The following is a 23,784-nucleotide window of genomic DNA, read 5'->3' as shown; positions in this document are numbered from 1 at the left end:
GTCGTCCCGGCGCGGCGCCGCCCGTAGAATCGGCGGCACGATGCCTCCATCAGACCAGCCCGACCTGCGCGCCCTCGACGCGATCTCCGACGACCCGCGCGCCACCGCGCACGAGCGCGGCACCCGCTCCCGGCAGACGATCGTCCTGCCGGACAACGTGCCGATGGTCAACATCCTCGGTCCGACGGACGAGCTCCTGCGGACCATGGAGCGCGCCTTCCCCAAGACCGAGATCCTCGTGCGCGGCAACGAGTTCCGCCTCGAGGGGCCGACCGAGGACCTCGCGATCATCGACCGTCTCCTCGACGAGGTCATGGAGATCGTCGAGGCCGGCCAGCCGCTCAACCGCGATGCCATCGAGCGCTCGATCGCCATGCTGCGGGGGCAGACCCGGGAGCGGCCCGCTGACGTGCTGACGATGAACATCGTCTCCAACCGCGGCCGCACCATCCGGCCCAAGACCCTCGGGCAGAAGCACTACGTCGACGCCATCGGCGACAACACGGTGATCTTCGGCATCGGGCCGGCCGGCACCGGCAAGACCTACCTGGCGATGGCCAAGGCGGTCGCCGCCCTGCAGGCCAAGGAGGTCAGCCGGATCATCCTGACCCGGCCCGCGGTCGAGGCCGGCGAAAAGCTCGGCTTCCTCCCGGGCACCCTCGGCGACAAGATCGACCCCTACCTGCGGCCGCTCTACGACGCCCTGCACGACATGATCGACCCCGACTCGATCCCGCGGCTCATGGCCGCCGGCACCATCGAGGTCGCCCCCCTGGCCTTCATGCGCGGCCGCACCCTCAACGACTCCTTCATCATCCTCGACGAGGCGCAGAACACCTCGCCCGAGCAGATGAAGATGTTCCTCACCCGCCTCGGCTTCGGCTCGAAGATGGTCGTCACCGGCGACACGAGCCAGGTCGACCTGCCCGGCGGGATGGAGTCCGGCCTCAAGGTCGTCCAGCGCATCCTCACCGACATCGAGGGCGTCCACTTCGCCCACCTCGACGCCTCCGACGTCGTCCGCCACCGGCTCGTCGGGGAGATCGTCGGGGCCTACGACCGATACGACGCGACGAAGGGGCAGCGCCGATGAGCATCGACGTGCTCAACGAGACCGACCACGACGTCGACGAGGTCGAGTTCGTCGACCTCAGCCGCTACGTGCTCGAGCAGATGCGCGTGCACCCGCAGGCCGAGCTGTGCATCCGCTTCGTCGACGAGGCGACGATGACCGTCCTGCACGAGCAGTGGATGGACCTCGCCGGCCCGACCGACGTCATGAGCTTCCCGATGGACGAGCTGCGGCCCGGTCGCGAGGGCGAGACCTCCGCCGAGGGGGTCCTCGGCGACATCGTCGTGTGCCCGTCGGTCGCGGAGCGGCAGGCCGCCGCAGCGGGCCACGCCGCCATCGAGGAGATGCTCCTGCTGACGACGCACGGGATCCTCCACCTGCTCGGCTACGACCACGCGGAGCCCGACGAGGAAAAGGAGATGTTCGAGCTGCAACGCCAGCTGCTGCTCACCTTCCTCGCCGGCCGCGGCCGGGAGGCCCAGGGGTGACCACCCTGATCATCGGCGCGGTCGTCGCGATCGTCGCCGCCTTCGTCCTCACCCTCGTCGACGCCGCCATCGGCTCGGCCTCCCGCGTCGCCGCGGAGGAGGCCGACAGCGCGGGACGAAGGGGGGCACCCGCCCTGCGCCAGATCCTCGCCGACAGCGCGGGACCGATCTCCGTCATCGCCTTCCTCCGGGCCATCGCCGAGGCGAGCGCGGCCGTGCTCATCACCCTCGTCGTCGTCGGGCAGGTCGAGCGGACCTGGGTCGCGCTGCTCGTCTCCGCCGGGATCATGGTCGTCGTCACCTTCGTCCTCGTCGGGGTCTCCCCACGGACCCTCGGGCAGCAGCACAGCACGCCGATCGCGCTCGCCGCGGCGCCCGCGGTCATCGGGCTGCGTCGCGTGCTGGGCCCCTTCGCCCGGCTGCTCGTCACCTTCGGCAACGCGGTGACGCCGGGGCGCGGCTACCGCGACGGGCCCTTCCGCTCCGAGGCCGAGCTGCGCGACCTGCTCGACCTCGCGGGGGAGTCCGCGCTCATCGAGGACGAGGAGCGCGACATGCTCCACTCGGTCTTCGAGCTCGGCGACACCATGGCCAGCGAGGTCATGGTCCCGCGCACCGACATGATCACTATCGAGTCGGACAAGCCGGCGCGCAAGGGGCTCAACCTCTTCATCCGCTCCGGCTTCTCCCGCGTCCCCGTCGTGGGGGAGTCGAGCGACGACATCGTCGGCCTGCTCTACCTCAAGGACGTCGTGCGCCGCCTGCTGGCCGACGAGACGAGCCGTGATCTGCCGGTCTCGCAGTTCATGCGGCCGGCTCCCTTCGTCCCCGAGAGCAAGCCCGTCGACCACCTGCTGCGCGAGATGCAGCGCGACCAGATCCACGCCGCGATCGTCGTCGACGAGTACGGCGGCACTGCCGGCCTGGTGACGATCGAGGACATCCTCGAGGAGATCGTCGGCGAGATCACCGATGAGTACGACCGCGAGGGGCCGGGTGTCGAGGAGCTCGACGACGGCCGATACCGGGTGCCGGCGGGGCTGCACGTCGACGACCTCGCCGAGCTGCTCGACGTCGACCTCGAGGACGAGGAGGTCGACACCGTCGGTGGCCTCATCGGCAAGATCACCGGCCGGGTGCCGATCGTCGGCACGACCTGCGAGGTCGCCGGCCTGCGGCTCACGGCTGAGAAGATGTCCGGACGACAGCACCGGATCGCGACCGTCATCGTCGAGAGGACGGCACCGGCGCGCGACCGGCACGAGCACGAGGAGGTCGACGCATGACCGACGAGACCCAGTGGCGGGCGGGCTTCGCCTGCCTGGTGGGCCGGCCCAATGCCGGCAAGTCGACGCTGACCAATGCGCTCGTCGGCGACAAGGTCGCCATCACCTCGAGCAAGCCGCAGACGACGCGGCACACGATCCGTGGCATCGTCACGCGCGACCACCAGCAGCTCGTGCTCGTCGACACGCCGGGCCTGCACAAGCCCCGCACCCTGCTCGGCGAGCGGCTCAACGACCTCGTCCGCGAGACCCTGCTCGAGGTCGACGTCATCGGCTTCTGCATGCCCGCCGACCAGCGGATCGGCCCCGGCGACACCTACATCGCCAAGGACCTCGCCGAGCTGCAGCGAGCCAAGCGAGTGCCGGTCGTCGCCATCGCGACGAAGGCCGACGCGGTCGACCGCGAGCGCCTCGCCGAGCACCTCATCGCCATCGACCAGCTCGGCGACTGGGCCGCCATCGTCCCGTGCTCCGCGGTCCGTGGGGACCAGGTCGACGACGTGCTCGCCGTGCTGGGTGGCTACCTGCCGCCCTCGCCCGCGCCGCTCTACCCCGTCGACCAGGTAAGCGACGAGGACGACGAGAAGATGATCGCCGAGCTCGTGCGCGAGGCCGCCCTCGAAGGGGTCCGCGACGAGCTGCCGCACAGCCTGGCCGTCGTCGTCGAGGAGGTCGTGCCCCGCGAGGGTCGACCCGACGACGACCCGATGCTCGACGTGCGGGTCAACGTCTTCGTCGAGCGCGACAGCCAGAAGGCGATCATCATCGGCCGGGGTGGCTCGCGGCTGCGCGAGGTCGGCACGACGGCCCGGGTCGGCATCGAAAAGCTGCTCGGTCAGAAGGTCTTCCTCGACCTGCACGTCAAGGTGGCCAAGGACTGGCAGCGCGACCCCAAGCAGCTGCACCGCCTCGGCTTCTGAGGTCACGACTCGGTCACAAGCATTTGGGCTCCGGGTGCGCTTGGGGTCAAAGTGAGTGGCTGGGCAGCATGCTGCCCGCTAACGCCACCGACTCTGACTTGGGAGGAGCGGCCCGGGCGGCTCCAGCGATGTCCGGGTCGGACGACACGTGACTGCACCTACGCAACCGCCACCCTCTGGCAAGAACGCCCCGCCGCGCGACACCCGTCGGGTGGACCACCCGGCCCTCGAGCCGCGCATCCTGCGCAAGCAGGACAAGCTGGGCATCGACTGGATCGTCTTCGGCATCACCGCCGTGCTGTCCGTCGCCTTCGTCCTGTGGGGTGTCATCAGCACCTCGTCGCTGTCCAGCGCCTCGGAGAGCGGACTCGACTGGGTCGTGACCAACACCGGCTGGCTCTTCGCTCTGGCCTCGACCGGCTTCGTCTTCTTCGTCATCTGGCTGGCCGCCAGCAAGTACGGCAACATCCCCCTGGGCGCCGACGGCGAGGAGCCGGAGTTCCGGACCATCTCGTGGATCGCGATGATGTTCTCGGCCGGCATGGGCATCGGCCTGATGTTCTGGGGTGCCGCCGAGCCGCTCGCGCACTACCTCACGCCGCCGCCCGGCACCGGTGAGGCGGGCAACGACAGCTCGACGCGCACCGCGATGGCGACGACCCTCTTCCACTGGACGCTCCACCCCTGGGCGATCTACACCGTCGCGGGTCTGGCCATCGGCTACGGCGTCTTCCGCAAGGGTCGCGGCCTGACGATCAGTGCGGTCTTCGAGCCGCTCATCGGCAAGCGCCAGGTCAACGGTCCGGTGGGCAAAGTCATCGACATCTTCGCCATCTTCGCCACACTCTTCGGCTCCGCGACCTCGCTCGGCCTCGGTGCCCTGCAGATCGCCTCCGGCGCCAAGATCGTCGGCTGGGCCGACGACGTGACCAACACGGTCCTCGTCCTGATCATCGTCGTGCTGACGATCTGCTTCATCTTCTCGGCCGTCTCCGGCGTCGAAAAGGGCATCCAGTGGCTCTCCAACACCAACATGGTGCTGGCCTTCGTCCTGGCCGCCTTCGTCTTCGTCGTCGGCCCGACGATCTTCATCCTCAACCTCGTCCCGACCTCGCTCGGCACCTACATGCAGCACCTCATGGAGTACGCCGCGCGGACCAACGCGCAGGGCGAGTCCGGCGTCAAGGGGTGGCTGTCCGGCTGGACGATCTTCTACTGGGCGTGGTGGGTCAGCTGGACCCCCTTCGTCGGAATGTTCATCGCCCGCATCTCGCGGGGGCGCACCATCCGTGAGTTCGTCACCGGCGTGCTCCTCGTCCCGAGCACCGTCAGCCTCGTCTGGTTCGCGATCTTCGGTGGTGCCGCGATCAAGGCGCAGGAGATGGGCGCGACGCTCGACAAGTTCGGCGACGGCGAGGAGAGCACGCTCTTCGCGCTGCTCGACTCGATGCCGTGGGCCGGGGCCACCTCGATCCTCGTCATGGTGCTCGTCGCGATCTTCTTCGTGTCCGGCGCCGACGCCGCCTCGATCGTCATGGGTTCGCTCAGCGAGCGCGGCACCCTCGAGCCCAACAAGTTCACCGTGATCTTCTGGGGTGTGGCCACCGGTGCCGCGGCCGCGATCATGCTGACGATCGGCGGCGAGGACTCGCTGACCGGTCTGCAGCAGATCACGATCATCGCGGCCCTGCCCTTCGTGCTCATCATGATCGGCATGGCGGTCGCGCTCGTGAAGGACCTGCAGTCCGACCCGATGGCGGTGCGGCGCGCCTACGCCGTCGAGGCCCTCTCGCAGGCCGTCGTCGCGGGTGTCAAGGAGCACGGGGACGACTTCGTCCTGTCGATCGACCACGCCGAGCCCGGCGAGGGCATCGACCGGGACAAGGTGCTGCACGCCAGCAACGGTGGTTCGGCGACGGCCACCGAGCAGGGAGAGGCAGCCACCGAGCAGGCAGAGACGGACCCGCGGCCGGGCCAGACACCGACCGCCTGACCTGCTCCACCGCGTCCGGGGCCTGAACACGATGTGGGTGTTCAGGCCCCGACGCCTATCCTTGGGCCCATGCACATCGGAGTCTTTGGAGCCACCGGCCAGGTCGGACAGGTCATGCGCACGCTGCTCGAGGAGCGGGACTTCCCCGTCACCTCGATCCGCTACTTCGCCTCTGCCCGGTCCGCCGGCACGACCCTGCCGTGGAAGGGCGAGGAGGTGACGGTCGAGGACACCGCGACCGCCGACTTCTCCGGCCTGGACATCGCGCTGTTTTCCAACGGCGGGTCCACGAGCAAGGAGTGGGCGCCCAAGGTGGCCGCCGCTGGCGCGACCGTCGTCGACAACTCGAGCGCCTGGCGCAAGGACCCGGAGGTCCCGCTCGTGGTCTCCGAGGTCAACCCCACCGACCTCGACGACCTGCCCAAGGGCGTCATCGCCAACCCCAACTGCACGACGATGGCCGCGATGCCGGTCCTCAAGCCGCTGCACGACGAGGCGGGGCTCGTCGCCCTTCGCGTCGCCACCTATCAGGCCGTCTCCGGCTCGGGCGGCGCCGGGCTGACCGAGCTCGACAGCCAGCTGCGCGGCGGTTACGCCTCCGGCGACCCCAAGGACCTCGCCCGCGACGGCAGCGCCCTGACGCTGCCGGCCCCGCAGGTCTACGAGGTGCCCGTCGGCTTCAACGTCGTCGCGATCGCCGGGTCCGTCCAGGACGACGGCACCCTCGAGACCGACGAGGAGCAAAAGCTGCGCAACGAGTCGCGCAAGATCCTGCACATCCCCGACCTGCGGGTCTCGGGCACGTGCGTGCGCGTCCCGGTCTTCAGCGGCCACTCGCTGGCGATCCACGCGGAGTTCGAGCGGGAGATCAGCCCCGAGCGGGCCACCGAGATCCTCGAGGCCGCCGACGGCGTCGTCGTCACGGCCGTGCCCAACCCGCTCGAGGCGACCGGCAAGGACGACGTCTACGTCGGGCGCATCCGCGCCGACCAGTCCGTCGCCGACGGCAAGGGCCTGACGCTCTTCGTCGTCGGGGACAACCTGCGCAAGGGCGCAGCGCTCAACGCCGTGCAGATCGCCGAGGCGATCGTCGCGCGCAAGGGCTGACGGCGCCTCGTCCCACCCGTCACCCGATTCTCGGGTCACCCGATGAACCCCGGCTTCGCAAGGGTTTGGTACTCCTGCGAAGCCGGGGTTTCTCTTGCTCAGCGCGAAGGGAGGACCGCTCGGGCCGTCGTCGCGTCGAGGTGGCGGACGTAGAAGTCCTCGTGCGCGGAGGCCGCCGCGGCCCAGGTGTAGCCGGCCGCCAGCTCCCGCCCGGGCTCGGCGTGGCACGGGGGGTCGGACAGCGCAGCGTCGAGCGCCGCCGCCAGACCGTCGACGTCGCTGCCGTAGCGCACGGTGTCCCCGAAGACCTCCCGCAGCACCGGGAGGTCACGGGCGACGACAGGTACCCCGGCGGCGAGTGCTTCCATCGCCGCGAGCCCGAACCCCTCCTTCGTCGAGGGGAAGCCGAGCACCTGTGCGCCGGCGACGAGTGCTGGCAGCTCGTCGTCGTCGACCGGCCCCAGCACGAGCGGGCTGACGCCGAGCTCGCGGGCGCGGGCTTCACATCGGGCGCGGTAGTCGCGGTAGTCGAAGAGCGTCTCCCCACCACCGATGACGAGCTGCAGATCGCGGCGGTCGAGCCGGGCGAAGGCCTCGAGCAGGTCGATCGTGCCCTTGCGCGGCTCGATGCCACCGAGCGCCAGGACGTAGCCGCCCAGCCGGGCGGTCCAGGCGTCGCGGGCGGGCGCACCCTCGGGGCCGGCAGCGCGGGCGAACCGGCCCGCGTCGACCCCGTTGGGAATCACCGCCGCGCGGTAGCCGTAGGCGGCCTCGACCTCGTCGGCAACCGCCCGCGAGACGCAGATGCGCGCGGCCGGGGCGTGGATGGCACGCTCGTGGCAGGAGACCAGACGAGGTGTCGTGAAGGCGTCCAGGTGGTGGATGGTGCGGATGGGCGCGACGCCGGCGTCGAGCACGGCATTGGCCGAGATGCAGTCCTGCGCGTGCACGACGTCCGCGCCGGTGTCGAAGGCCGCGGCCAGAGCCGCGATGGACCGCTCGATGCGGTCACCGACGCTCTCGTCCTCGCGAGAGACGAAGGGGACGACCCGCACCTGCACGCGCGGGTCGAGGTCCCGGAAGAAGGCGCGGTCACCGCCCCGTCCCAGGGTCCAGATCTCGACGTCGTGCCCGCGGGCCGCGAGTGCCTCCGACAGGGCGAGCGTGTGGACGACCCCGCCACGGGGCTTGGTGGAGTAGGTGAGCTGGGCGATACGCATGGGTCGTCCGATCGTGCGCCGCCGGTGACGGTCAGGCGCTGGTGGTGGTGAGTCGGTAGGCGTGCTCCACGCGCTGGTGGATGTGGTCGAGGGAGCGGCGGGCCCGCGCCACGGCAGTGCTGACGTCGGCCTCGGCGACGGCCAGTCCCCCCTTCGCCCAGGTCTTGGCGACGATCTCGCCGGCGGGGTCGACGACCTTGGCCTGACCGAGGAAGCGCAGGCCCCCGAGCACCCCGGTCTGGTTCGACGACACGAGGTACACCTGGTTCTCGGCGGCCCGGGCGCAGTCGTAGAGGTCGAAGAGGTGGGCCTGGCGGTCGTTGCGGATCCGGTCCGACCGGTCGGTGACGCTGGCGGGCCACGCGCTGAGGCAGGTCACCACCTCGGCGCCGTCGAGGGCCAGCGTGCGGGCGGCCTCGGGGAAGGTCTTGTCGAAGTCGATGAGCATGCCGATCCGTCCGACAGGGGTGTCGAAGGCCCGGAAGCTGTCGCCGGGGCGATAGGCCTCGGCCTCGCCGAGCGGTAGGTGCACCTTGCGGTGCACGCCGAGCAGGCCGTCGCCGCTCACGCAGGCCGCGGTGTTGCAGCGCACCTCCTCGCCGTCGACGACGGCGCGCTCCGTGAGGCCGAAGCAGACCGTCATCCCGCCCGCCAGCGACACGACGGTGGCGAGCTCGGGCCCGTCGAGCGCGATGGCCGGAGGGAGGTCGACCCCCGTGCTTCCCGGATGCCTCAGATCGCCGAGGTAACCGCCGATCGTGGCGTCCGGGAGGACGAGCAGGTCGACGCCGCGTTCGCGGGCCTGCTGGACGATGCTGGACAGCTTGGTGAGAGTGCGCTCGACGTCGCGTCCGAAGTGTGCGGCCACGGCCGCCATCGTCACGGTGCTCATCGGCCCAGACTAGGGACGCGTCAGGCCGCGCGGGCGGCCGCGCCCTCGGCGACGAGCGATGCCACGTGCTCCGCGTCGCGGGCGATCGCGTGGAACCGCCCGGAGCCCCATGTGTGGAGCCACGGCAGCCCGAGGAAGTGGAAGCCGGGCACGGACGTGGCACCGCGCTCGTGCCTCGGGTGGCCATCCTCGTCGAGGACGCCGAGCTCGCCGAGCCAGCCCCAGTCCGCCCGGAAGCCGACGGCCCAGACGATGCTGCCGATGTCGCGGAGGTCCAGGCTGCTGCCCCCGGGCCGTGGTTGCCACACGGGGGTGTGGCGTGCCTCCACGGGGGCGTCGATGCCTTCGCGCTCGATGTACCGGTCGATGTCGTCCTTGATGGACTCGGCGACCGAGTCGGCGTGGTCGAGGTTGCTCGCCAGGGAGTCGTCGAAGTGGACTGCCCCGTCGACGACCGCGAGCGCCCGGCCGTGCAACGCCATGCCGCCGACGGCGAACTGCCGCAGATCGATGTCGCGGCCGCCGTCGCGCCCCGTGACGTAGTGGTTGGTGGACTCCCGCTTGGTGAGGCCGCGCGTCGTGACCGGCACGTCGTACAGGCCCATCTCGGCGAGCCAGGTCATACAGTCCCTGCCCCGGTAGAACCGGGCGACACGGGGTGCCCGGCCCACGGCGAGATGCACGTTGCGGCCCTCGATGTGCAGGTCCTCGGCGATCTGGGTGCCCGACTGCCCGGTGCCGACGACGAGCACCGGCCCCTCCGGCAACTGGCGCGCGTTGCGGTACTCGTGCGAGTGCACCTGCGTGACCGACACCGGGACGTCCTTCGCCCAGTCGGGCACCACGGGCTCGTGGTACCCACCGGTGGCGGAGGTGACGGTGTCGGCGGTGAGCACCCCGGCCGAGGTGACGACGGTGAAGCCGCCCTCCGGTCGCTGCTCGACCCGGACGACCTCGACGCCCTGCGCGACGGGGGCGTCGAAGGTGTCGGCATACGCCCGCACCCAGGCGTGGACCTCGTCGCGCGTCATGAACCCGTCGGGGTCCGGGCCGTCGTACGCGTATCCCGGGAGCCGGCAGTGCCAGTTCGGCGTGACGAGCGTGAAGGCGTCCCACCGTCCGTCGCGCCACTCGTGGCCGACCTCGTCACGCTCGATGACGATGTGCCGGATGCCCCTCTCGACGAGGTGGCGGCTGAGCGAGAGGCCGGCCTGCCCGCCTCCCACGATGACGGCGTCGTAGTGGTCACCTGCGATGACTGGGGTCGGGATCATGATCCGGTCCTCTCGAGCTGCGGTTCCATGGTGAGCACCTCGACCTCGGCCGTCGGGTGGACGTCGGCCGGGTAGTGGGCGGCCGTGGCCGCGATCGTCTGCTGCGACTGCATGGCCGAGGTGCAGGCCATGCCGTACTTCGCGCGCACGCGCTCGCTGGCCTCGCCCAGGGCCGCGCCCGTCCGGGCGACGAAGTCCGCAAGCGGGTACCGGGCACCCGCCTCGAGGTGGTCGTGCATCACCAGGCTGGGGGAGTAGTGCGAGGTCTCGGCGCCGTCCGGCCAGCGCACGGAGAAGGTCATCTCAGGCATGGGCGAGCTCCCGCCACCGGTCGACGTGCGGCGCCGAGATCTCGGCCACCGGGCCGTACACGTGCGGGCACCGGTCGCGCAGGTGGAACATCCCGGCACGCATGGTCCGGAAGGTCGCGTCGACGTCGATCTCCGCGATCGCCAGCCCGGTCCCGAGCAGGGTGGTGGCGAGGATGTTGCCGCCCGGGTCGACGACCTTGGCGTTGCCGACGTAGCGCAGCGAGCCGAAGGTGCCGGACTGGTTCGACGCCATCCAGAAGACCTGATTGTCCAGGGCACGCGCGATGTCGAACTGGTTGAACCGGTAGGTCCAGCGGTCCTCCTGCAGGTTGTCCGCCGTCGCGGTCCGGGCGGCGGGCCATGCGGACATGCTCACGACGATCTCGGCACCGTCGAGGGCGAGCATGCGGGCGGCCTCGGGGAAGGCCTTGTCGTAGCAGATCTGCATGCCGACGCGGCCGACCGGGGTGTCGAAGGCGTGGTAGCTGTCACCCGCGGAGTACGACATGTTCTCGCCGAGCGGCTGGTGCACCTTGCGGTAGGAGCCGTAGATCGTGCTGCCGTCGAGACACACCGCGGCGTTGTAGCGGGTGCTCCCGTCGTCGGCGAGCTCGCAGAAGCCGATCGTCAGCACGATGTCACCCGCGAGCTCCTGCACGCGTCGGATCTCCGGTCCGTCCAGCCGGATCGCCGGCGGCAGGGACCTGCTGGTCGTCTGCAGGGTGTCCCCGTGGTTGCCGAGCGACGAGAGGTAGCCGCCGATCGCGGCCTCGGGGAAGGCGACGAAGGAGACCTCCTCGGCGCGGGCGTCGTCGAGCAGCTGGGCGATGAGGGCGTAGTTCTGCTCCAGGTCCCGGGTGAAGTTCGCGGACACGGACGCGACTTTGATGGTCATCGCAGGCCTCAGAGGTTGTAGGTGGAGTTGATGATGGCGCCCTTGCGGGCGTAGTGGATGAGGGCGTCCTGCACGTCCAGGGGGTGCGCGGGGATGACGCCCTCGATGAGGTCCTCCTCGCGGATGCCGTGGAGCGCGAGCCCGAAGCGACAGCAGTAGACCGTGCCGCCCTCCTTGATGAAGGTCTCGAGCGAGTCGTTCATGTTGAGCTCACCCGGGAAGCCCGAGTCACCCGAGGTCGGGAACCCGCGGTTCGCGGTGGCCGCCAGGGTGCCCGGTCCGTAGAGGTAGATCGCGGACTCGAAGCCCTTGCGCAGGGCGCGGGTGGCCTGGAGGACGGCGACGAAGCTCACCGACGACTCGTGCGGGATCCCGTGGATGAGGGTGAAGTAGCTCTCCCCGTCCTCGGCCTGATAGTCGGGGAAGATCTTCGTCGAGCCGTACACGTTGCTGCCCTTGGGCAGGGCGGGGTGGGGGATCTCGCCGAGCGACTTGGCGATGTTGTCGGCGATCTGGGCGTCGATGTCGTTGGTCATGGTGGTGCCTTTCGTGGGGGTGCGGTGGGTGATCAACCGGGCAGGAGCCCGGTGGCTGTGGGGCAGGCGGCGTCGGTCTCGACGCCGTCCGGCCAGAGGAGGCGCACGCCGGGCTCGGCGGTGGCGGTGCCGATGCGCGCGGTCCGCGCGATCGGGGAGGTCATCCGCTCCTGCCCGGGGCGGTCGGCGGTGAGCATGGCGAAGCCGGGGAAGCAGGTGAGCCAGTCGCCGAAGGGGACGCCGTCCGGTGCGGGGATCGAGTCCGGTTCGAGGGTTGCCCCGACGGCCGACGCCTCGGCGAGCATCGCGGCCGTGCCGACGATGCCGGCCATGCTGACGTCCTTGGCCGCTGCGGGACGAGCACCCGCGACGAGCGACCCCAGTGCGCGCAGGTCGGCGCCGGTGCGGGTGGAGGTGCTGTCCCACTGACGGCCCTCGAATCCGGGACGCCAGCGACCGTGCAGGTCGACGGTGAGCGAGATGTCGTCCCCACGGTGCGCGCCACCACCGGGGACCGGGGCGTCCGTCCGGCCGAGGGCGGTGACGGTGAGCGCGGAGGGCACACCGATCTGGGTGTGGCCGCCCAGGACGGGCACACCCCACGCCTGGGCGGCGCTGCGGATGCCACCGACGACCCGCCGGGCGATCTCGGGGGAGGGTGCGCCGATCGCGTCGAGGAGGCCGACCGGCAAGGCGCCCATCGCGGCGAGGTCGTTGACGTTGACGAGCACGGCGCACCAGCCAGCCCACTCGGGGTCCCGGTCGACGAGGGCCGGGAGGATCGCGTCGCAGGCGGCGACGACGTCGGTGCCGGGGACAGGGGCTCCGTCGTCGCCGAGGAACTCGGCCCCGCCGAGGGCGAACGGGCTGTCCTGCTGCAGGTCGCCGACGAGAGAGCCCAGCTCGCTCTTGGTGGCCGCCACGAGGTCGCGGATCCGGGTGATGGGCCAGCGCATCCGCACGTGCGGCGTGCCCTGGATGCGCGTCGCCCCCCAGGCCGTCCACCCGAGTCTGCGGAAGAGGACCTCGTTGGGCTCCTGGACGGTCGCCTCGAAGCGCAGTACGCCCATCCGCAGCGCGGTGGCGCAGGCCTCGCGGACGAGGGCGGGCCCGATGCCACCGGACTGGCGAGCGTCCCGACGGACCACGAGCCGGCTGCCCGTCCACCAGCCGATGTCGCGCCCCGGAGTGGCGGGGGCCAGCCTGACGCCGCCGAGCACTCGGCCGTCTGCGCTGCGGGCGACGAGGACGATCGTGCGCGGGTCGTCGTCGAGATCGTCGTGGTCGACGTCGAGGACGCGTTGCTCGGCGACGAAGACCTCGCGGCGCAGGGCCCGGTAGTCCGCCGTCTCACGGGGGTCGGCACGGCCGATGGTCCAGGCTCGCGTGTCGTGGGCCACCGTCGGGCCCATGAGCGAGGGGATCTCGAGCCGCATCAGGCACCTGCCGTCTGCAGTGCGCTGCAGGCGCCGCAGGCGGCGCACCCGGCTCGCTGGTCGGCGCCGCGCATCCCGGCGTCCCGCAGCAGTGTCGCCACGCGGGCCGTGACGTCGTTGACGACCTGTCGGTCGGGGGCCGGGACGTGGTCGACGTCGGTCGCGAGGGTCCCAGCGAGCGGGCGGAAGGGGACGACGAAGGGGTAGACGCCCATGTCGACGAGCTCCCGTGCTCCGTCGACGAGTTCGTCCGGGTCCTCCCCGAGCCCGACGAGCAGGTAGGTCGAGACCTGGTTCCGGCCGAAGACCCGGACCGCCTCCCGCCAGGCCGTGCGGTACTCGGCCATGGTCACGCGTGACTTGCCCGGCATCCAGCGGGACCGTACGGCGTCGTCCATCGACTCGACGTGGATGCCGATGGATCGGGCGCCAGCGTCGTAGAGGTCGGTGATCGCCTGCAGGTCCGCGGGTGGCTCGCACTGGACCTGGATCTCCAGCGAGGGCACCGCGTCCTTGACCGCCCGGACGCATCGGGCGAGGTGCTTGGCTCCGCGGTCCCACCCGTTCGACGTCCCGGTGGTCATCACCATGCTCGTCACGCCGTCGAGGCGGACCGCCGCCTCGGCGACCTCGGCGAGCATCGCCGGGGTCTTGACGGCGATCGTCGAGCCGGCGTCGAGGGAGGCCTCGATCGCGCAGAAGCGACAGCGCTCGCTCTCCGCGTACCGCACGCACGTCTGCACGACGGTGGTGGCGAGCACGTTGGTGCCGTGGAGCTTGCCGATCTTGTCGTAGGCGACGCCGTCCGCCGTCGACAGGTCGTAGAAGCGGGGGCGGGCGACGGGGGAGATGTCGAGGCCCAGGTCCGCGCCGTCAAGCGTCAGACGGCCGGCCGGATCGACGACGTAGGGGCTGCTGCTGTCGAGCCGGAGTGCGGCTCCGAGGCCATCGATGGCAAAATGGCCGTCATCGCTCGGGCCCGCACCGCCCGTACGGCGGACCGGTGCGTCGCTACGGACGCCGAGGATCGCGATGTCGACACGGGTGGAGACGCGGTCGGGGTTCGGTGTCGGGTTCGGGGCCATGCGGCAAGTACACGGTCGGCCCGTTTCGGACTGGTTTCACTCGGAATGCAGGACTGTTTCCGGGTGAAACGATCGTGTTTCGTCCGCATGGTGACCGGCGTCATGGTCTCGTGAGGTGAGGAGTATCGTGCTGGGCATGCGGGCGAACCTCCTCCTTCTCTGCCGCGGCGAGGCCTGACACACGGCCACCTCGTCGCGGAGTTCGTGGTGCCGACCAGCACAGACCACACGTGACGAAGGACAGAGCATGATCCACCCCCAGCAGCCCACCTCGATGCCGGTGCGCAAGTACGTCCCCTTTCAGGACCAGATCTCCGTCGAGCTTCCCGACCGCACCTGGCCCGACCGGGTCATGACGCAGGCCCCGCGCTGGTGCGCGGTCGATCTGCGCGACGGCAACCAGGCTCTCATCGACCCGATGGACGCCGACCGCAAGCTGCAGATGTTCCAGCTGCTCGTCAAGATGGGCTACAAGGAGATCGAGGTCGGCTTCCCGAGCGCGAGCGAGACCGACTACAACTTCTGTCGTCAGCTCATCGACGGCGGGCACATCCCCGATGACGTGACGATCCAGGTGCTCACGCAGTGCCGCGACCACCTCATCGAAAAGACCTTCGACGCCATCGCCGGCAGCAAGACCGCGATCGTCCACTTCTACAACTCGACGTCCGTCCTGCAGCGGCGCGTGGTCTTCAACTCCGACCAGGACGGCATCGTCGACATCGCCCTGCAGGGTGCGCGGCTGTGCAAGAAGCTCGAGGAGACCATCCCCGACACCGACGTCTACTACCAGTACTCGCCGGAGTCCTACACGGGCACCGAGCTCGACTTCGCCGCGCGGATCTGCAACGAGGTCATCGACATCATCGACCCGACGCCGGACCACAAGATGATCATCAACCTGCCGGCGACGGTCGAGATGGCCACGCCCAACGTCTACGCCGACTCCATCGAGTGGATGAGCCGTCACCTCGAGCGTCGCGAGTCGGTCGTGCTGTCGCTCCACCCGCACAACGATCGCGGCGAAGGGGTGGCGGCCGCCGAGCTCGGCTATCTCGCCGGCGCCGACCGCATCGAGGGCTGCCTCTTCGGCAACGGCGAGCGCACCGGCAACGTCGACCTGGTGACGCTGGGCATGAACCTCTTCAGTCAGGGCATCGACCCGCAGGTCGACTTCTCGCAGATGGACGAGATCCGGCGCACCGTCGAGCACTGCACCCAGCTCCCGGTGCACCCGCGGCACCCGTGGGGTGGCGACCTCGTCTACACCGCCTTCTCCGGCTCGCACCAGGACGCGATCAAGAAGGGCTTCGAGGACATGGAGGTGCGGGCCAAGGAGGCCGGCACCGACGTCAACGGCATCGACTGGGGCGTGCCCTACCTGCCCATCGACCCGCACGACATCGGCAGGTCCTACGAGGCGGTCGTCCGCGTCAACTCCCAGTCGGGCAAGGGTGGCGTCGCCTACCTGCTGAAGTCCGAGCACGGCCTCGACCTGCCGCGTCGCCTGCAGATGGAGTTCTCGGCCGTCGTCCAGCGCAAGACCGACAGCGACGGCGGCGAGATGAGCGGTCTCGCGCTGTGGGAGGTCTTCAACGACGAGTACCTGCACAGCGAGGACAAGGACGGCTGGGGACGCTTCCAGCCCGTGCGCTCCACGCTCACCGGTGAGGACTCCGGTCTGGACCGCATCGAAGGGCACATCCTCGACGCCGGCCAGGAGGTCGAGATCTCCGGCAGCGGCAACGGCCCGATCGCCGCCTTCCTCGACGCCCTTTCTCCCCTCGGTGTGGACGTGCGGGTCCTCGACTACGCCGAGCATGCCCTCTCCGCCGGTGGCGACGCCCGCGCCGCCGCCTACGTGGAGTGCGCCGTCGGCGAACGGGTCCTGTGGGGCGTCGGCCTGCACGACTCGATCGTCAAGGCCTCGCTGCGCGCGATCCTGTCGGCGGTCAACCGCGCCGAGCGGGACGCGGCGAAGGTCTGACGCCCACCCGCCCCACGGTTTCCGGGTCACCCGAGGAACCCCGGCTTCGCAAGGGTCCCGAACCCTTGCGAAGCTGGGGTTTCTCTTGTCGAGAGTGACTCCTGAGGGCCGGCGACGGTGACAGATCGTGTCCGCATGCCTGCCTGGCGTCGTGCGCACCAGCACCCCACGGGAGGACCCACCGATGGACCGCTTCACCCTCGAGATCGACGACGACGCCGTGCGCGACCTGCGTGAGCGGCTGGCCGCAGCAGCTGCCCGGCGGCCACGGCCGGGCGAAGGGAGTGCCCGTCGCCGAGGCGAGGCGGTGGGCGACGACCTGGCGGCACTCGACCCGCACCGGGTCGCTGCGGGCCTCAACCGCCTGCCGCAGTGGACGATCCGCATCGACGGCGCCCGCATCCACTTCGTCCACGTGCGTTCCGAGCGACGGGCTCGAGGACTCGCCGGCCGGGCAACTGGCCTGGATCGTCGACAAGGTCGTCGAGTGGACCCACGACGGGGCCCCGCTCGAGGAGCCGCACCTCCGCGCCCGGCACCTGGCCGGCGTGCTGCTCTTCTGGCTCACCCGCACGGCGGCGTCGGCGGCGGACGTCGTCTACGCGCAGTACGGGAGCCTTTTCGCCGACCCCACAGCCTTCGCCCCCTCGGGCGTGCCGACCGGGGTGCTCGTGGCGGCCGAGGACATCTCGATCCGGCGCTGCGCCGAGCAGAGCAACGCGATCGTGCGCTGGACCGACCTCGACCACGGGGGCCACGTCGCGGCGCTCGAGCAGCCCGACGACCTCGTCGCGGACCTGCGCGGACTCGTCGACGGGGTCCGACTCAGCGCACCCCGGCGACGCGGAACTGGATCGACACCCTCGGCCCGACCCGAGCGCTCGTCTTGGGTACCGCGTGCTCCCAGGTGCGCTGGCAGGCGCCGCCCATGACGACGAGGTCGCCGTGGCCGAGCGCGACCCGCTGCGAGGGCCCGCCCTCGCGTGGCCGCAGGCAGAGGTGCCGCGCGGAGCCGAGGGAGACGATGGCGATCATCGTGTCCTGCTCGCGGCTGCGGCCGATGCGATCCCCGTGCCAGGCGACGGAGTCCTGCCCGTTGCGGTAGAGGCACAGCCCCGCTGTGACGAAGGGCTCACCCAGCTCGGTCGCGTAGTGCGCCGAGAGCTGCTCACGCATGTCGGTGAGCAGTGGGTGGGGGAGGCTCTCGCCTGCGGCGTAGAAGCAGGTCAGACGAGGGACGTCGACGACCGAGTCGTACATCCGACGGCGCTCGGCCCGCCACGGGACGTCGTGGAGCAGGGCGTCGAGGACCTCGTCGCTGCCGCACGCCCACCCGGGCAGCAGGTCGACCCACGCCGTGCCGTCGAGGTAGCGCCGATGGCGCCGCGCGAGGTCACCGAGCGTGGGGGAGTCGGCTGTGTCGAAGAGCGAGGACTGGAGCGCCTGCATGTTCAGACCATAGCAGTGGGTCGAACAAATGTTCGACAGGTTGTACGGGCGCGGCGTGGGGTCGGCGCGCTGTCAGGGCGAAGGGAGACAATGGAGCCATGCCCCTCTACCGCGACTCCGGAGTCGTGCTGCGCACCCACAAGCTGGGTGAGGCCGACCGGATCATCACCGTGCTCACGCGGGGCCGTGGCAAGATCCGCACGGTGGCCAAGGGGGTGCGTCGGACGAAGTCGAAGTTCGGCGCCCGCCTCGAGCCGGGCATGCACGTCGACCTCCAGTGCTACGAGGGGCGCAACCTCGACACCGTGACCCAGACCGAGTCGCTCGACCCGTGGGGTGATGCCCTGGCCCGGGACTACTCGCGGTGGACGGCAGCGACCGCGATCCTCGAGACCGCCGACCGGCTCACCGAGGAGCGCGAGCCGTCCGTGCAGCAGTACCGCCTGCTTGCCGGGGCGCTGCGGACCCTCGCCCAGGGCGACCACGCGGCCGAGCTCGTCCTCGACGCCTACCTGCTGCGCGCTCTCGCGATCGCGGGCTGGGCGCCGAGCTTCCACGACTGCGCCCAGTGCGGCGACGAGGGCCCGCACCGCGCCTTCCACGTCGCGCACGGCGGGGTGCTCTGCCGCAGCTGTCGTGTGCCCGGGTCGTCCGCGCCCGCCCCCGAGACGCTCGAGCTCCTCGCCGCGCTGCTCGTCGGCGACTGGGTCGTCGCCGACGGCTCCGAGCAGCGGCACCGCCGCGAGGGCGCCGGCCTGACCGCCGCGTACCTCCAGTGGCACCTCGAGCGTGGGGTGCTCTCCCTTCGTCACGTCGACCGCACGCCCACCCACCCCACCCCAGCGCAGAGGACCGGATGAGCCGCTACGAGACCCCCTTCGCCCACCCGAGCGGAGCGACGCCCCCGCCCGTGCCTGCCGATCTCGTGCCCGGGCACGTCGCGATCGTCATGGACGGCAACGGCCGGTGGGCCAACCAGCGCGGCCTGCCGCGGACCAAGGGGCACGAGGCCGGTGAGGGGGCGCTGCTCGACGTCGTCGCCGGCGCGCTCGACATCGGGGTCAAGCACCTCTCGACCTACGCCTTCTCGACGGAAAACTGGCGTCGCTCGCCCGAGGAAGTGCGCTTCCTCATGGGCTTCAACCGGGACGTCATCCGCCGCCGGCGCGACCAGCTGCACGCCTGGGGGGTGCGCATGCGGTGGGTCGGCCGCCGCCCGCGGCTGTGGAGCTCGGTCATCAAGGAGCTCGAGATCGCCCAGGAGATGACCCGGGACAACGACGCGATGACTCTGTACTTCTGCGTCAACTACGGCGGTCGCGCCGAGATCGCCGACGGCGTGCGGCGGATCGCCGAGGACGTCAAGGCGGGCCGGCTCAAGGGCTCGGGCATCGACGAGCGCACCATCGCGCGCTACCTCACCGAGCCGACCATGCCCGACGTCGACCTCTTCCTGCGCAGCTCGGGGGAGCAGCGCACGAGCAACTTCCTGCTGTGGCAGTCGGCCTACGCCGAGATGGTCTTCCAGGACACCCTGTGGCCCGACTACGACCGGCGGCACCTGTGGGAGGCCATCGAGACGTATGCCCGGCGCGAGCGCCGGTACGGCGGCGCGGTGGACGCGCCGACGGACGGCACCTGAGGGTCGCCTAGGGTGACGAGACCCGTGCACCGCTGCACGGTGATCCACCACCGAGAGGTCGCACATGTGCCGAGTCCTTGCCTACGTCGGGCCGGAGATCCCGCTCGAGAGCCTGCTGCTCACGCCGGACAACAGCCTGGTCAACCAGGCGCTCGACCCGGAGCGTCACCCCGAGCTCCAACTCGCGGGCTGGGGCTTCGGAGCGTGGGGAGACCACCTACTCAAGCCGGACGAGCCCCTCATCTACCGCCGGCCGATGGCGGCCTTCTACGATGACAACGCGGCGAGCCTGATCCCGAGCCTCCTGGCCAACACCATGCTCGCGCACGTGCGGGCCGCGGCCTACGACTCCCAGGTCGTGCTGGCTGACGAAAACTGCCACCCCTTCTTCTTCGAGGGGGCGCCCTGGCTCGTCGCGCAGAACGGCTATCTGCCGGGCTGGCAGGTGCTGCAGCGCGAGCTGCTGGAGCACTGCCGCGACGAGTACCTCACGCAGATGCGCGGCACGACGGACACCGAGTTCCTCGCCGTGCTGCTGCTGTCCCTGCTCGAGGGCGAGAGCGACGAGCACGTCCAGCGGGCCGTCGAGCAGCTGGTCCGGCTCGTCGCCGACGCGATGTCGACGCTGCAGCTGCCGGGCCTGACCAAGCTCAAGATGGCCCTGGTCTCGCCGGGGCGCATCATCGGGATCAACTGGGGTCTCGGGCACCACGGCGAGGTGGACCCGGCGGGCGACTGGCGCGAGCTGCGCACGGCACCTGCGGGCACCGACGACTTCGACCTCGGCATGCTCCTGGAGCCGATGTACGTGCTGCTCGGCCGCAACTTCGAGCAGGCCGAGGGATCGTACGGCTTCGAGGAGTGCACGCAGGACGACGCCACCGCGGCGATCTTCGCCTCCGAGCCCCTCACCGAGGACGGCGAGGACTGGCTGCCGCTGGACTACGGCTCGATCATGTTCCTCACGAGGGAGGAGGGGCGCGTCACGCGCTCGGTGCGCGAGCTGAGCCTGCCGCCGGCGCCCTAGCCGCAGTCCCCGCAGCGGCCGAAGAGCTCGAGCGTGTGCGACACGTCGCTGAAGCCGTGCTCGGCGCTCACCTTGTCGGCCCAGCGCTCGACGGCCGGACCCTCGACCTCGACGGTCCGGCCGCAGTCGCGGCAGACGAGGTGGTGGTGGTGCCCGGTGCTGCACCGGCGGTAGACGATCTCGCCGTCGTCGGTGCGCAGGGAGTCCAGCGCCTCCTCGTCGACCATGGCCTGCAGGGTCCGGTAGACCGTCGCCAGACCGATCTTGTCGCCGCCGGCGACGAGGCTGGCATGGATCTCCTGGGCGGAGCGGAACTCGTCGGACCGGTCGACGTCGGCCTCGATCGCGGTGCGCTGCCGGGTGGGGCGGCGGGTGCGGGTGTCGGTCATCGGTGGCTCCCTTCGAGCTCGCTGTCGGTGTGGTCGGGGTCGTGCTCGTCCCAGTGGTCGCCGTGGCGGGCGTGCCGGTGGCCGTCGTGCAGGTAGTCGACGTGGTCTCCGTGGAGGACGACCTCGTGGCCGCACTCCTCCCAGTGCACGTGCTCGTGCGCCTCGGCGGTGCGGTGCCGGCGCCGGGCGAGCGCGCGGACGGTCCCGCCGGCGGCGGCCGAGGTGACGAAGACGGCGATGGCGAGCAGCACGATCGTCGCGCCGGAGGGGGTGTCGGCGTAGAAGCTCGTGACGACGCCGCCGACGCTCGTGAGCATGCCGACGAGCACCGCCCACACCAGACCGCCGCGGAAGGATCGGCCGAGCTGCTGGCCGGTCGCATTGGGCAGGATCATCAGCGCGCTGATGAGCAGCAGGCCGATGACCCGCATCGAGATGACGACGGTGACACCGGTGAGCACGGCGAGCAGGATGTTGGTCGCGAGCACGGGCAGCCCGGAGGCGCGGGCGTACTCGTCGTCCTGGGCGACGGCGAAGAGCCGCTCGCGCAGCACGAGCACCGTGACGACGACGACGGCGGCGAGCACGGCGAACTGGACGAGGTCGCTCGGCGAGACGGTCGTCAGCGCGCCGAAGAGGTAGCCCTGCAGGTTGGACGCCGACCCCTCGGGTGCCTTGGCGATGATGACGACGCCGGCAGCCAGGCCGCCGTAGAACATCACCGCGAGCGCGAGGTCGCCCCCGGTGCGCCCGACGTGGCGCAGCACCTCGATGGCGACGGCGGCGACGACGACCACGACGAGGGCGGTGAGCACGGGGGAGGTACTCGTGAGCACCCCGATGCCGACGCCGGCGAGGGCGACGTGCCCCATGCCGTCACCGATGAGCGACATGCCGCGCTGGACGAGGAAGACCCCGACGAGCGGTGCCGATGCCCCGACGAGCAGGGCTGCGATGAGCGAGTTGCGCATGAACTCCAGGGCGAGCAGGTCGGTCACCGGGGTCCCCCCTTCGTCGTGATGATCGTCGTCGGCACGGTCGAAGGGGGTGCCGCCCCCTCGTCGGAGTGGTGCGTGTGCGCTTGCTCGCCGGCGGCGAGCTGCGCCGGCGCGCAGTCCTGCTGGATGCCGCCGCCGCGCACGACGACGGTGCGGGTGACGATGTCGGCGAGGGCGTCGAGCTCGTGGGTGACGATGACGAGGGTCGCGCCGCGCTCGACGAGGCGGCGCATCACGGCGACGAGCACGGCCTGGTGGCCGCGGTCGACGCCGGCGGTCGGCTCGTCCATGAGGAAGACGTCGGGCTGGCTCGCGATGGCGCGGGCGATGAGCACGCGGCGCTGCTGGCCGCCGGAGAGCGTGGCGACGTCGTGGTCGGCGAGGTCGGCGAGGCCGACGACGGACAGGGCCCCTCGCACCGTCTCGCGGCTCGCGCCGTCGCGGATGCGCCACGGCGCCCACCACGGGGTGCGCACGGTGCGGCCCATGGTGACGATCTCGGCGGCCGTGGCCCGCACCGCCGAGGCGAGGGTGTGCCGCTGCGGCACGTAGCCGATGCCGGCGCGGGCGCCCGGGGTGCCGATGTCGTGCCCGAGCACCCGGGCCCGGCCGCCGTGGAGGTCGGAGAGGCCGAGCAGCCCCTTGACGAGCGTCGACTTGCCGGCGCCGTTGGGGCCGAGCACGGCGACGACCTCACCGCGACGGACGGTGAGGTCGAGACCGCTGACGATGGTGCGGTCGTCGTAGCCGAAGGCGGCGCCCTCGAGCTCGATGACGGGTGCGGGGTCGGTCACGAGCACCCCTGGCCCTGCTGGACGGTCGCGAGGTTGCTGCGCATGACCGACAGGTAGTCGTCGCCGGCGGAGGCATCGGTCAGCCCCTCGAGCGGGTCGAGGACGGCGACCTCGGCGTCGGTGTCGCGGGCGATGGTGTCCGCGGTGTCCTGGGGCACGAGCGTCTCGGCGTACACGGTGGTGATCTTCTCGTCCTTGATGTGCTGGATGAGGTCGGCGAGCGCGGTCGGGCTGGGGTCGGCGCCGGGGGTCAGCCCGCTCACCGACTCCTGGTGCAAACCGTAGCGGTCGGCGAAGTAGGCGAAGGCCGAGTGCCCCGTCACCAGGTCGGTGCTCGTGCAGTCCTGGAGGCCCTCGGTCAGGTCCTCGTCGAGCTGCGTCAGCTGCTTCGAGAAGGCCTCGGCGTTGGCGCGGTAGTCCGCGGCGTGCTCCGGGTCGGCCTCGGCGAAGCGCTCGCCGATCGCGTCGACGACGTCGGCGTACCGCGTCGGGTCGAGCCAGAAGTGCGGGTCGGTGCCGCCATGATCATGTCCGGCGTGTCCCTCCTCGCCTTCCTCGTGGTCGTGCTCCTCGTGCTCGTCGCTCTCGATGTCGAGCCGGGCGAAGGGGGAGACGTCCATCGCGCTGTCGCCGGCCTCGGCGGCGGCGTCGTCGACCGACGGCTGGAAGTCCGCCAGGTAGACGAGGGCGTCAGCCTTGGTCGCCTCGAGGACCTGCTTGGGGGTCAGCTCGAGGTCGTGCGGCTCGGCGCCGGGCTTGGTGAGGTTGGTGACCTCGACGTGCTCGCCGCCGACCTGCTCGGCCGCGTGCTGGAGGGGGTAGAAGCTCGTCGCGACGGACAGGCGCCCGTCACTGCCGCTGCCCCCGTCATCGCCGGTACCGCAGCCGGTGACGGCGAGGATCGCGGCGGAGACGAGGAGCGGGAGGCGGTGGCGCATCTTCATGAGAACGATTCTCAGTGAAGGTGAGAACCGTTGTCAAAC

23 protein-coding genes and 1 pseudogene are annotated in these 23,784 nt (G+C 70.9%); 11 read left to right on the top strand and 13 right to left on the bottom strand.

Going from position 1 to position 23,784, the window contains the following annotated elements; translation table 11 throughout:
• The first annotated feature begins 40 nt into the window (after positions 1 to 40).
• The 6 genes from AB4Y78_RS11115 to AB4Y78_RS11090 all read left to right on the top strand — a co-directional run bounded on the left by AB4Y78_RS11115 (position 41) and on the right by AB4Y78_RS11090 (position 6,866).
• Positions 41 to 1,093: a PhoH family protein gene (locus tag AB4Y78_RS11115; protein ID WP_441714711.1), complete on the top strand. Its 1,053-nt coding sequence runs from the start codon at positions 41 to 43 to the stop codon at positions 1,091 to 1,093.
• Positions 1,090 to 1,560, top strand: a complete 471-nt coding sequence (gene ybeY, locus AB4Y78_RS11110; RefSeq protein ID WP_007926293.1) for an rRNA maturation RNase YbeY — start codon at positions 1,090 to 1,092, stop codon at positions 1,558 to 1,560. The genes AB4Y78_RS11115 and ybeY overlap by 4 nt, the downstream gene beginning before the upstream one ends.
• On the top strand, positions 1,557 to 2,846 hold the full coding sequence (locus AB4Y78_RS11105) for a hemolysin family protein (RefSeq protein ID WP_441714713.1): 1,290 nt from the start codon (positions 1,557 to 1,559) through the stop codon (positions 2,844 to 2,846). The genes ybeY and AB4Y78_RS11105 overlap by 4 nt, the downstream gene beginning before the upstream one ends.
• Positions 2,843 to 3,766 carry a GTPase Era gene (gene era, locus AB4Y78_RS11100; RefSeq protein ID WP_441714715.1) on the top strand — a complete coding sequence of 308 codons (924 nt, stop codon included), beginning with the start codon at positions 2,843 to 2,845 and terminating at the stop codon, positions 3,764 to 3,766. Before AB4Y78_RS11105 ends, era begins: the two co-directional genes overlap by 4 nt.
• 211 nt (positions 3,767 to 3,977) lie before the next feature.
• The gene (locus tag AB4Y78_RS11095; protein WP_441714717.1) at positions 3,978 to 5,759 is read left to right on the top strand and encodes a BCCT family transporter; all 1,782 of its coding nucleotides are present in this window, start codon (positions 3,978 to 3,980) and stop codon (positions 5,757 to 5,759) included.
• Between the two features lie 69 nt (positions 5,760 to 5,828).
• A complete protein-coding gene (locus AB4Y78_RS11090) occupies positions 5,829 to 6,866 on the top strand; it encodes an aspartate-semialdehyde dehydrogenase (RefSeq protein WP_441714719.1) in 1,038 nt (345 codons plus the stop codon).
• A gap of 98 nt (positions 6,867 to 6,964) precedes the next feature.
• Here the strand turns inward: AB4Y78_RS11090 and AB4Y78_RS11085 are convergent, their stop codons facing one another.
• The 8 genes from AB4Y78_RS11085 to AB4Y78_RS11050 are packed head-to-tail and all read right to left on the bottom strand — an operon-like array spanning position 6,965 to position 14,515.
• Complete coding sequence (locus AB4Y78_RS11085; RefSeq protein ID WP_007926300.1) at positions 6,965 to 8,086, bottom strand: MSMEG_0565 family glycosyltransferase; 1,122 nt, start codon at positions 8,084 to 8,086, stop codon at positions 6,965 to 6,967.
• A 31-nt stretch (positions 8,087 to 8,117) separates the two neighbouring features.
• Positions 8,118 to 8,978, bottom strand: coding sequence for a carbon-nitrogen hydrolase family protein (locus AB4Y78_RS11080; protein ID WP_441714722.1), 861 nt, complete (start codon positions 8,976 to 8,978; stop codon positions 8,118 to 8,120).
• 20 nt (positions 8,979 to 8,998) lie between these two features.
• Positions 8,999 to 10,252: an MSMEG_0569 family flavin-dependent oxidoreductase gene (locus AB4Y78_RS11075; protein ID WP_259909895.1), complete on the bottom strand. Its 1,254-nt coding sequence runs from the start codon at positions 10,250 to 10,252 to the stop codon at positions 8,999 to 9,001.
• Positions 10,249 to 10,563, bottom strand: a complete 315-nt coding sequence (locus AB4Y78_RS11070; RefSeq protein ID WP_007926305.1) for an MSMEG_0570 family nitrogen starvation response protein — start codon at positions 10,561 to 10,563, stop codon at positions 10,249 to 10,251. The genes AB4Y78_RS11075 and AB4Y78_RS11070 overlap by 4 nt, the downstream gene beginning before the upstream one ends.
• Positions 10,556 to 11,437, bottom strand: coding sequence for a carbon-nitrogen hydrolase family protein (locus AB4Y78_RS11065; protein ID WP_259909894.1), 882 nt, complete (start codon positions 11,435 to 11,437; stop codon positions 10,556 to 10,558). Before AB4Y78_RS11065 ends, AB4Y78_RS11070 begins: the two co-directional genes overlap by 8 nt.
• Positions 11,438 to 11,466: 29 nt before the next feature.
• The gene (locus AB4Y78_RS11060; protein WP_007926309.1) at positions 11,467 to 11,994 is read right to left on the bottom strand and encodes an MSMEG_0572/Sll0783 family nitrogen starvation response protein; all 528 of its coding nucleotides are present in this window, start codon (positions 11,992 to 11,994) and stop codon (positions 11,467 to 11,469) included.
• 32 nt (positions 11,995 to 12,026) lie between these two features.
• The gene (locus AB4Y78_RS11055) at positions 12,027 to 13,430 is read right to left on the bottom strand and encodes an MSMEG_0567/sll0787 family protein (protein WP_441714727.1); all 1,404 of its coding nucleotides are present in this window, start codon (positions 13,428 to 13,430) and stop codon (positions 12,027 to 12,029) included.
• Entirely contained in the window at positions 13,430 to 14,515 is a 1,086-nt protein-coding gene (locus AB4Y78_RS11050; protein WP_007926312.1) for an MSMEG_0568 family radical SAM protein, read from the bottom strand. Before AB4Y78_RS11050 ends, AB4Y78_RS11055 begins: the two co-directional genes overlap by 1 nt.
• A 247-nt stretch (positions 14,516 to 14,762) precedes the next feature.
• Between AB4Y78_RS11050 and leuA the strand changes: the two genes are divergently transcribed.
• On the top strand, positions 14,763 to 16,502 hold the full coding sequence (gene leuA / locus AB4Y78_RS11045; RefSeq protein ID WP_007926314.1) for a 2-isopropylmalate synthase: 1,740 nt from the start codon (positions 14,763 to 14,765) through the stop codon (positions 16,500 to 16,502).
• Positions 16,503 to 16,686: 184 nt separating this feature from the next.
• Positions 16,687 to 16,875: pseudogene (locus AB4Y78_RS11040) on the top strand (hypothetical protein); the annotation flags it as partial.
• Between the two features lie 452 nt (positions 16,876 to 17,327).
• On the opposite strand, the gene AB4Y78_RS11035 reads toward AB4Y78_RS11040, so the two are convergent.
• On the bottom strand, positions 17,328 to 17,951 hold the full coding sequence (locus tag AB4Y78_RS11035) for an alpha-ketoglutarate-dependent dioxygenase AlkB (protein ID WP_441714731.1): 624 nt from the start codon (positions 17,949 to 17,951) through the stop codon (positions 17,328 to 17,330).
• Positions 17,952 to 18,049: 98 nt separating this feature from the next.
• On the opposite strand from AB4Y78_RS11035, the gene recO reads away from it, so the two are divergent.
• From recO to AB4Y78_RS11020, 3 genes are all read left to right on the top strand, one after another.
• Positions 18,050 to 18,811 (top strand): DNA repair protein RecO, encoded by a 762-nt coding sequence (gene recO, locus AB4Y78_RS11030; protein WP_441714733.1) that lies wholly within the window; start codon positions 18,050 to 18,052, stop codon positions 18,809 to 18,811.
• Positions 18,808 to 19,593, top strand: a complete 786-nt coding sequence (locus tag AB4Y78_RS11025; protein ID WP_007926320.1) for an isoprenyl transferase — start codon at positions 18,808 to 18,810, stop codon at positions 19,591 to 19,593. Before recO ends, AB4Y78_RS11025 begins: the two co-directional genes overlap by 4 nt.
• A gap of 64 nt (positions 19,594 to 19,657) precedes the next feature.
• A complete protein-coding gene (locus AB4Y78_RS11020; RefSeq protein ID WP_007926322.1) occupies positions 19,658 to 20,620 on the top strand; it encodes a class II glutamine amidotransferase in 963 nt (320 codons plus the stop codon).
• Here AB4Y78_RS11020 and AB4Y78_RS11015 read toward each other — a convergent pair.
• Genes AB4Y78_RS11015 through AB4Y78_RS11000 form a run of 4 tightly spaced genes read right to left on the bottom strand, consistent with a single transcriptional unit; the run spans position 20,617 to position 23,745 of the window.
• Positions 20,617 to 21,009 (bottom strand): Fur family transcriptional regulator, encoded by a 393-nt coding sequence (locus tag AB4Y78_RS11015; protein WP_259909886.1) that lies wholly within the window; start codon positions 21,007 to 21,009, stop codon positions 20,617 to 20,619. The genes AB4Y78_RS11020 and AB4Y78_RS11015 overlap by 4 nt on opposite strands.
• Positions 21,006 to 22,007: a metal ABC transporter permease gene (locus AB4Y78_RS11010; protein WP_306514098.1), complete on the bottom strand. Its 1,002-nt coding sequence runs from the start codon at positions 22,005 to 22,007 to the stop codon at positions 21,006 to 21,008. Before AB4Y78_RS11010 ends, AB4Y78_RS11015 begins: the two co-directional genes overlap by 4 nt.
• Positions 22,004 to 22,801, bottom strand: a complete 798-nt coding sequence (locus AB4Y78_RS11005; RefSeq protein ID WP_238148003.1) for a metal ABC transporter ATP-binding protein — start codon at positions 22,799 to 22,801, stop codon at positions 22,004 to 22,006. Before AB4Y78_RS11005 ends, AB4Y78_RS11010 begins: the two co-directional genes overlap by 4 nt.
• On the bottom strand, positions 22,798 to 23,745 hold the full coding sequence (locus AB4Y78_RS11000; RefSeq protein WP_441714738.1) for a metal ABC transporter substrate-binding protein: 948 nt from the start codon (positions 23,743 to 23,745) through the stop codon (positions 22,798 to 22,800). Before AB4Y78_RS11000 ends, AB4Y78_RS11005 begins: the two co-directional genes overlap by 4 nt.
• Positions 23,746 to 23,784: the final 39 nt, after the last annotated feature.

Origin of the sequence: Janibacter sp. RAF52 (genome assembly GCF_052114035.1) — a bacterium.
GTDB classification, from domain to species: domain Bacteria; phylum Actinomycetota; class Actinomycetes; order Actinomycetales; family Dermatophilaceae; genus Janibacter; species Janibacter hoylei.
This window is presented reverse-complemented; position numbering and strand designations above follow the sequence as displayed.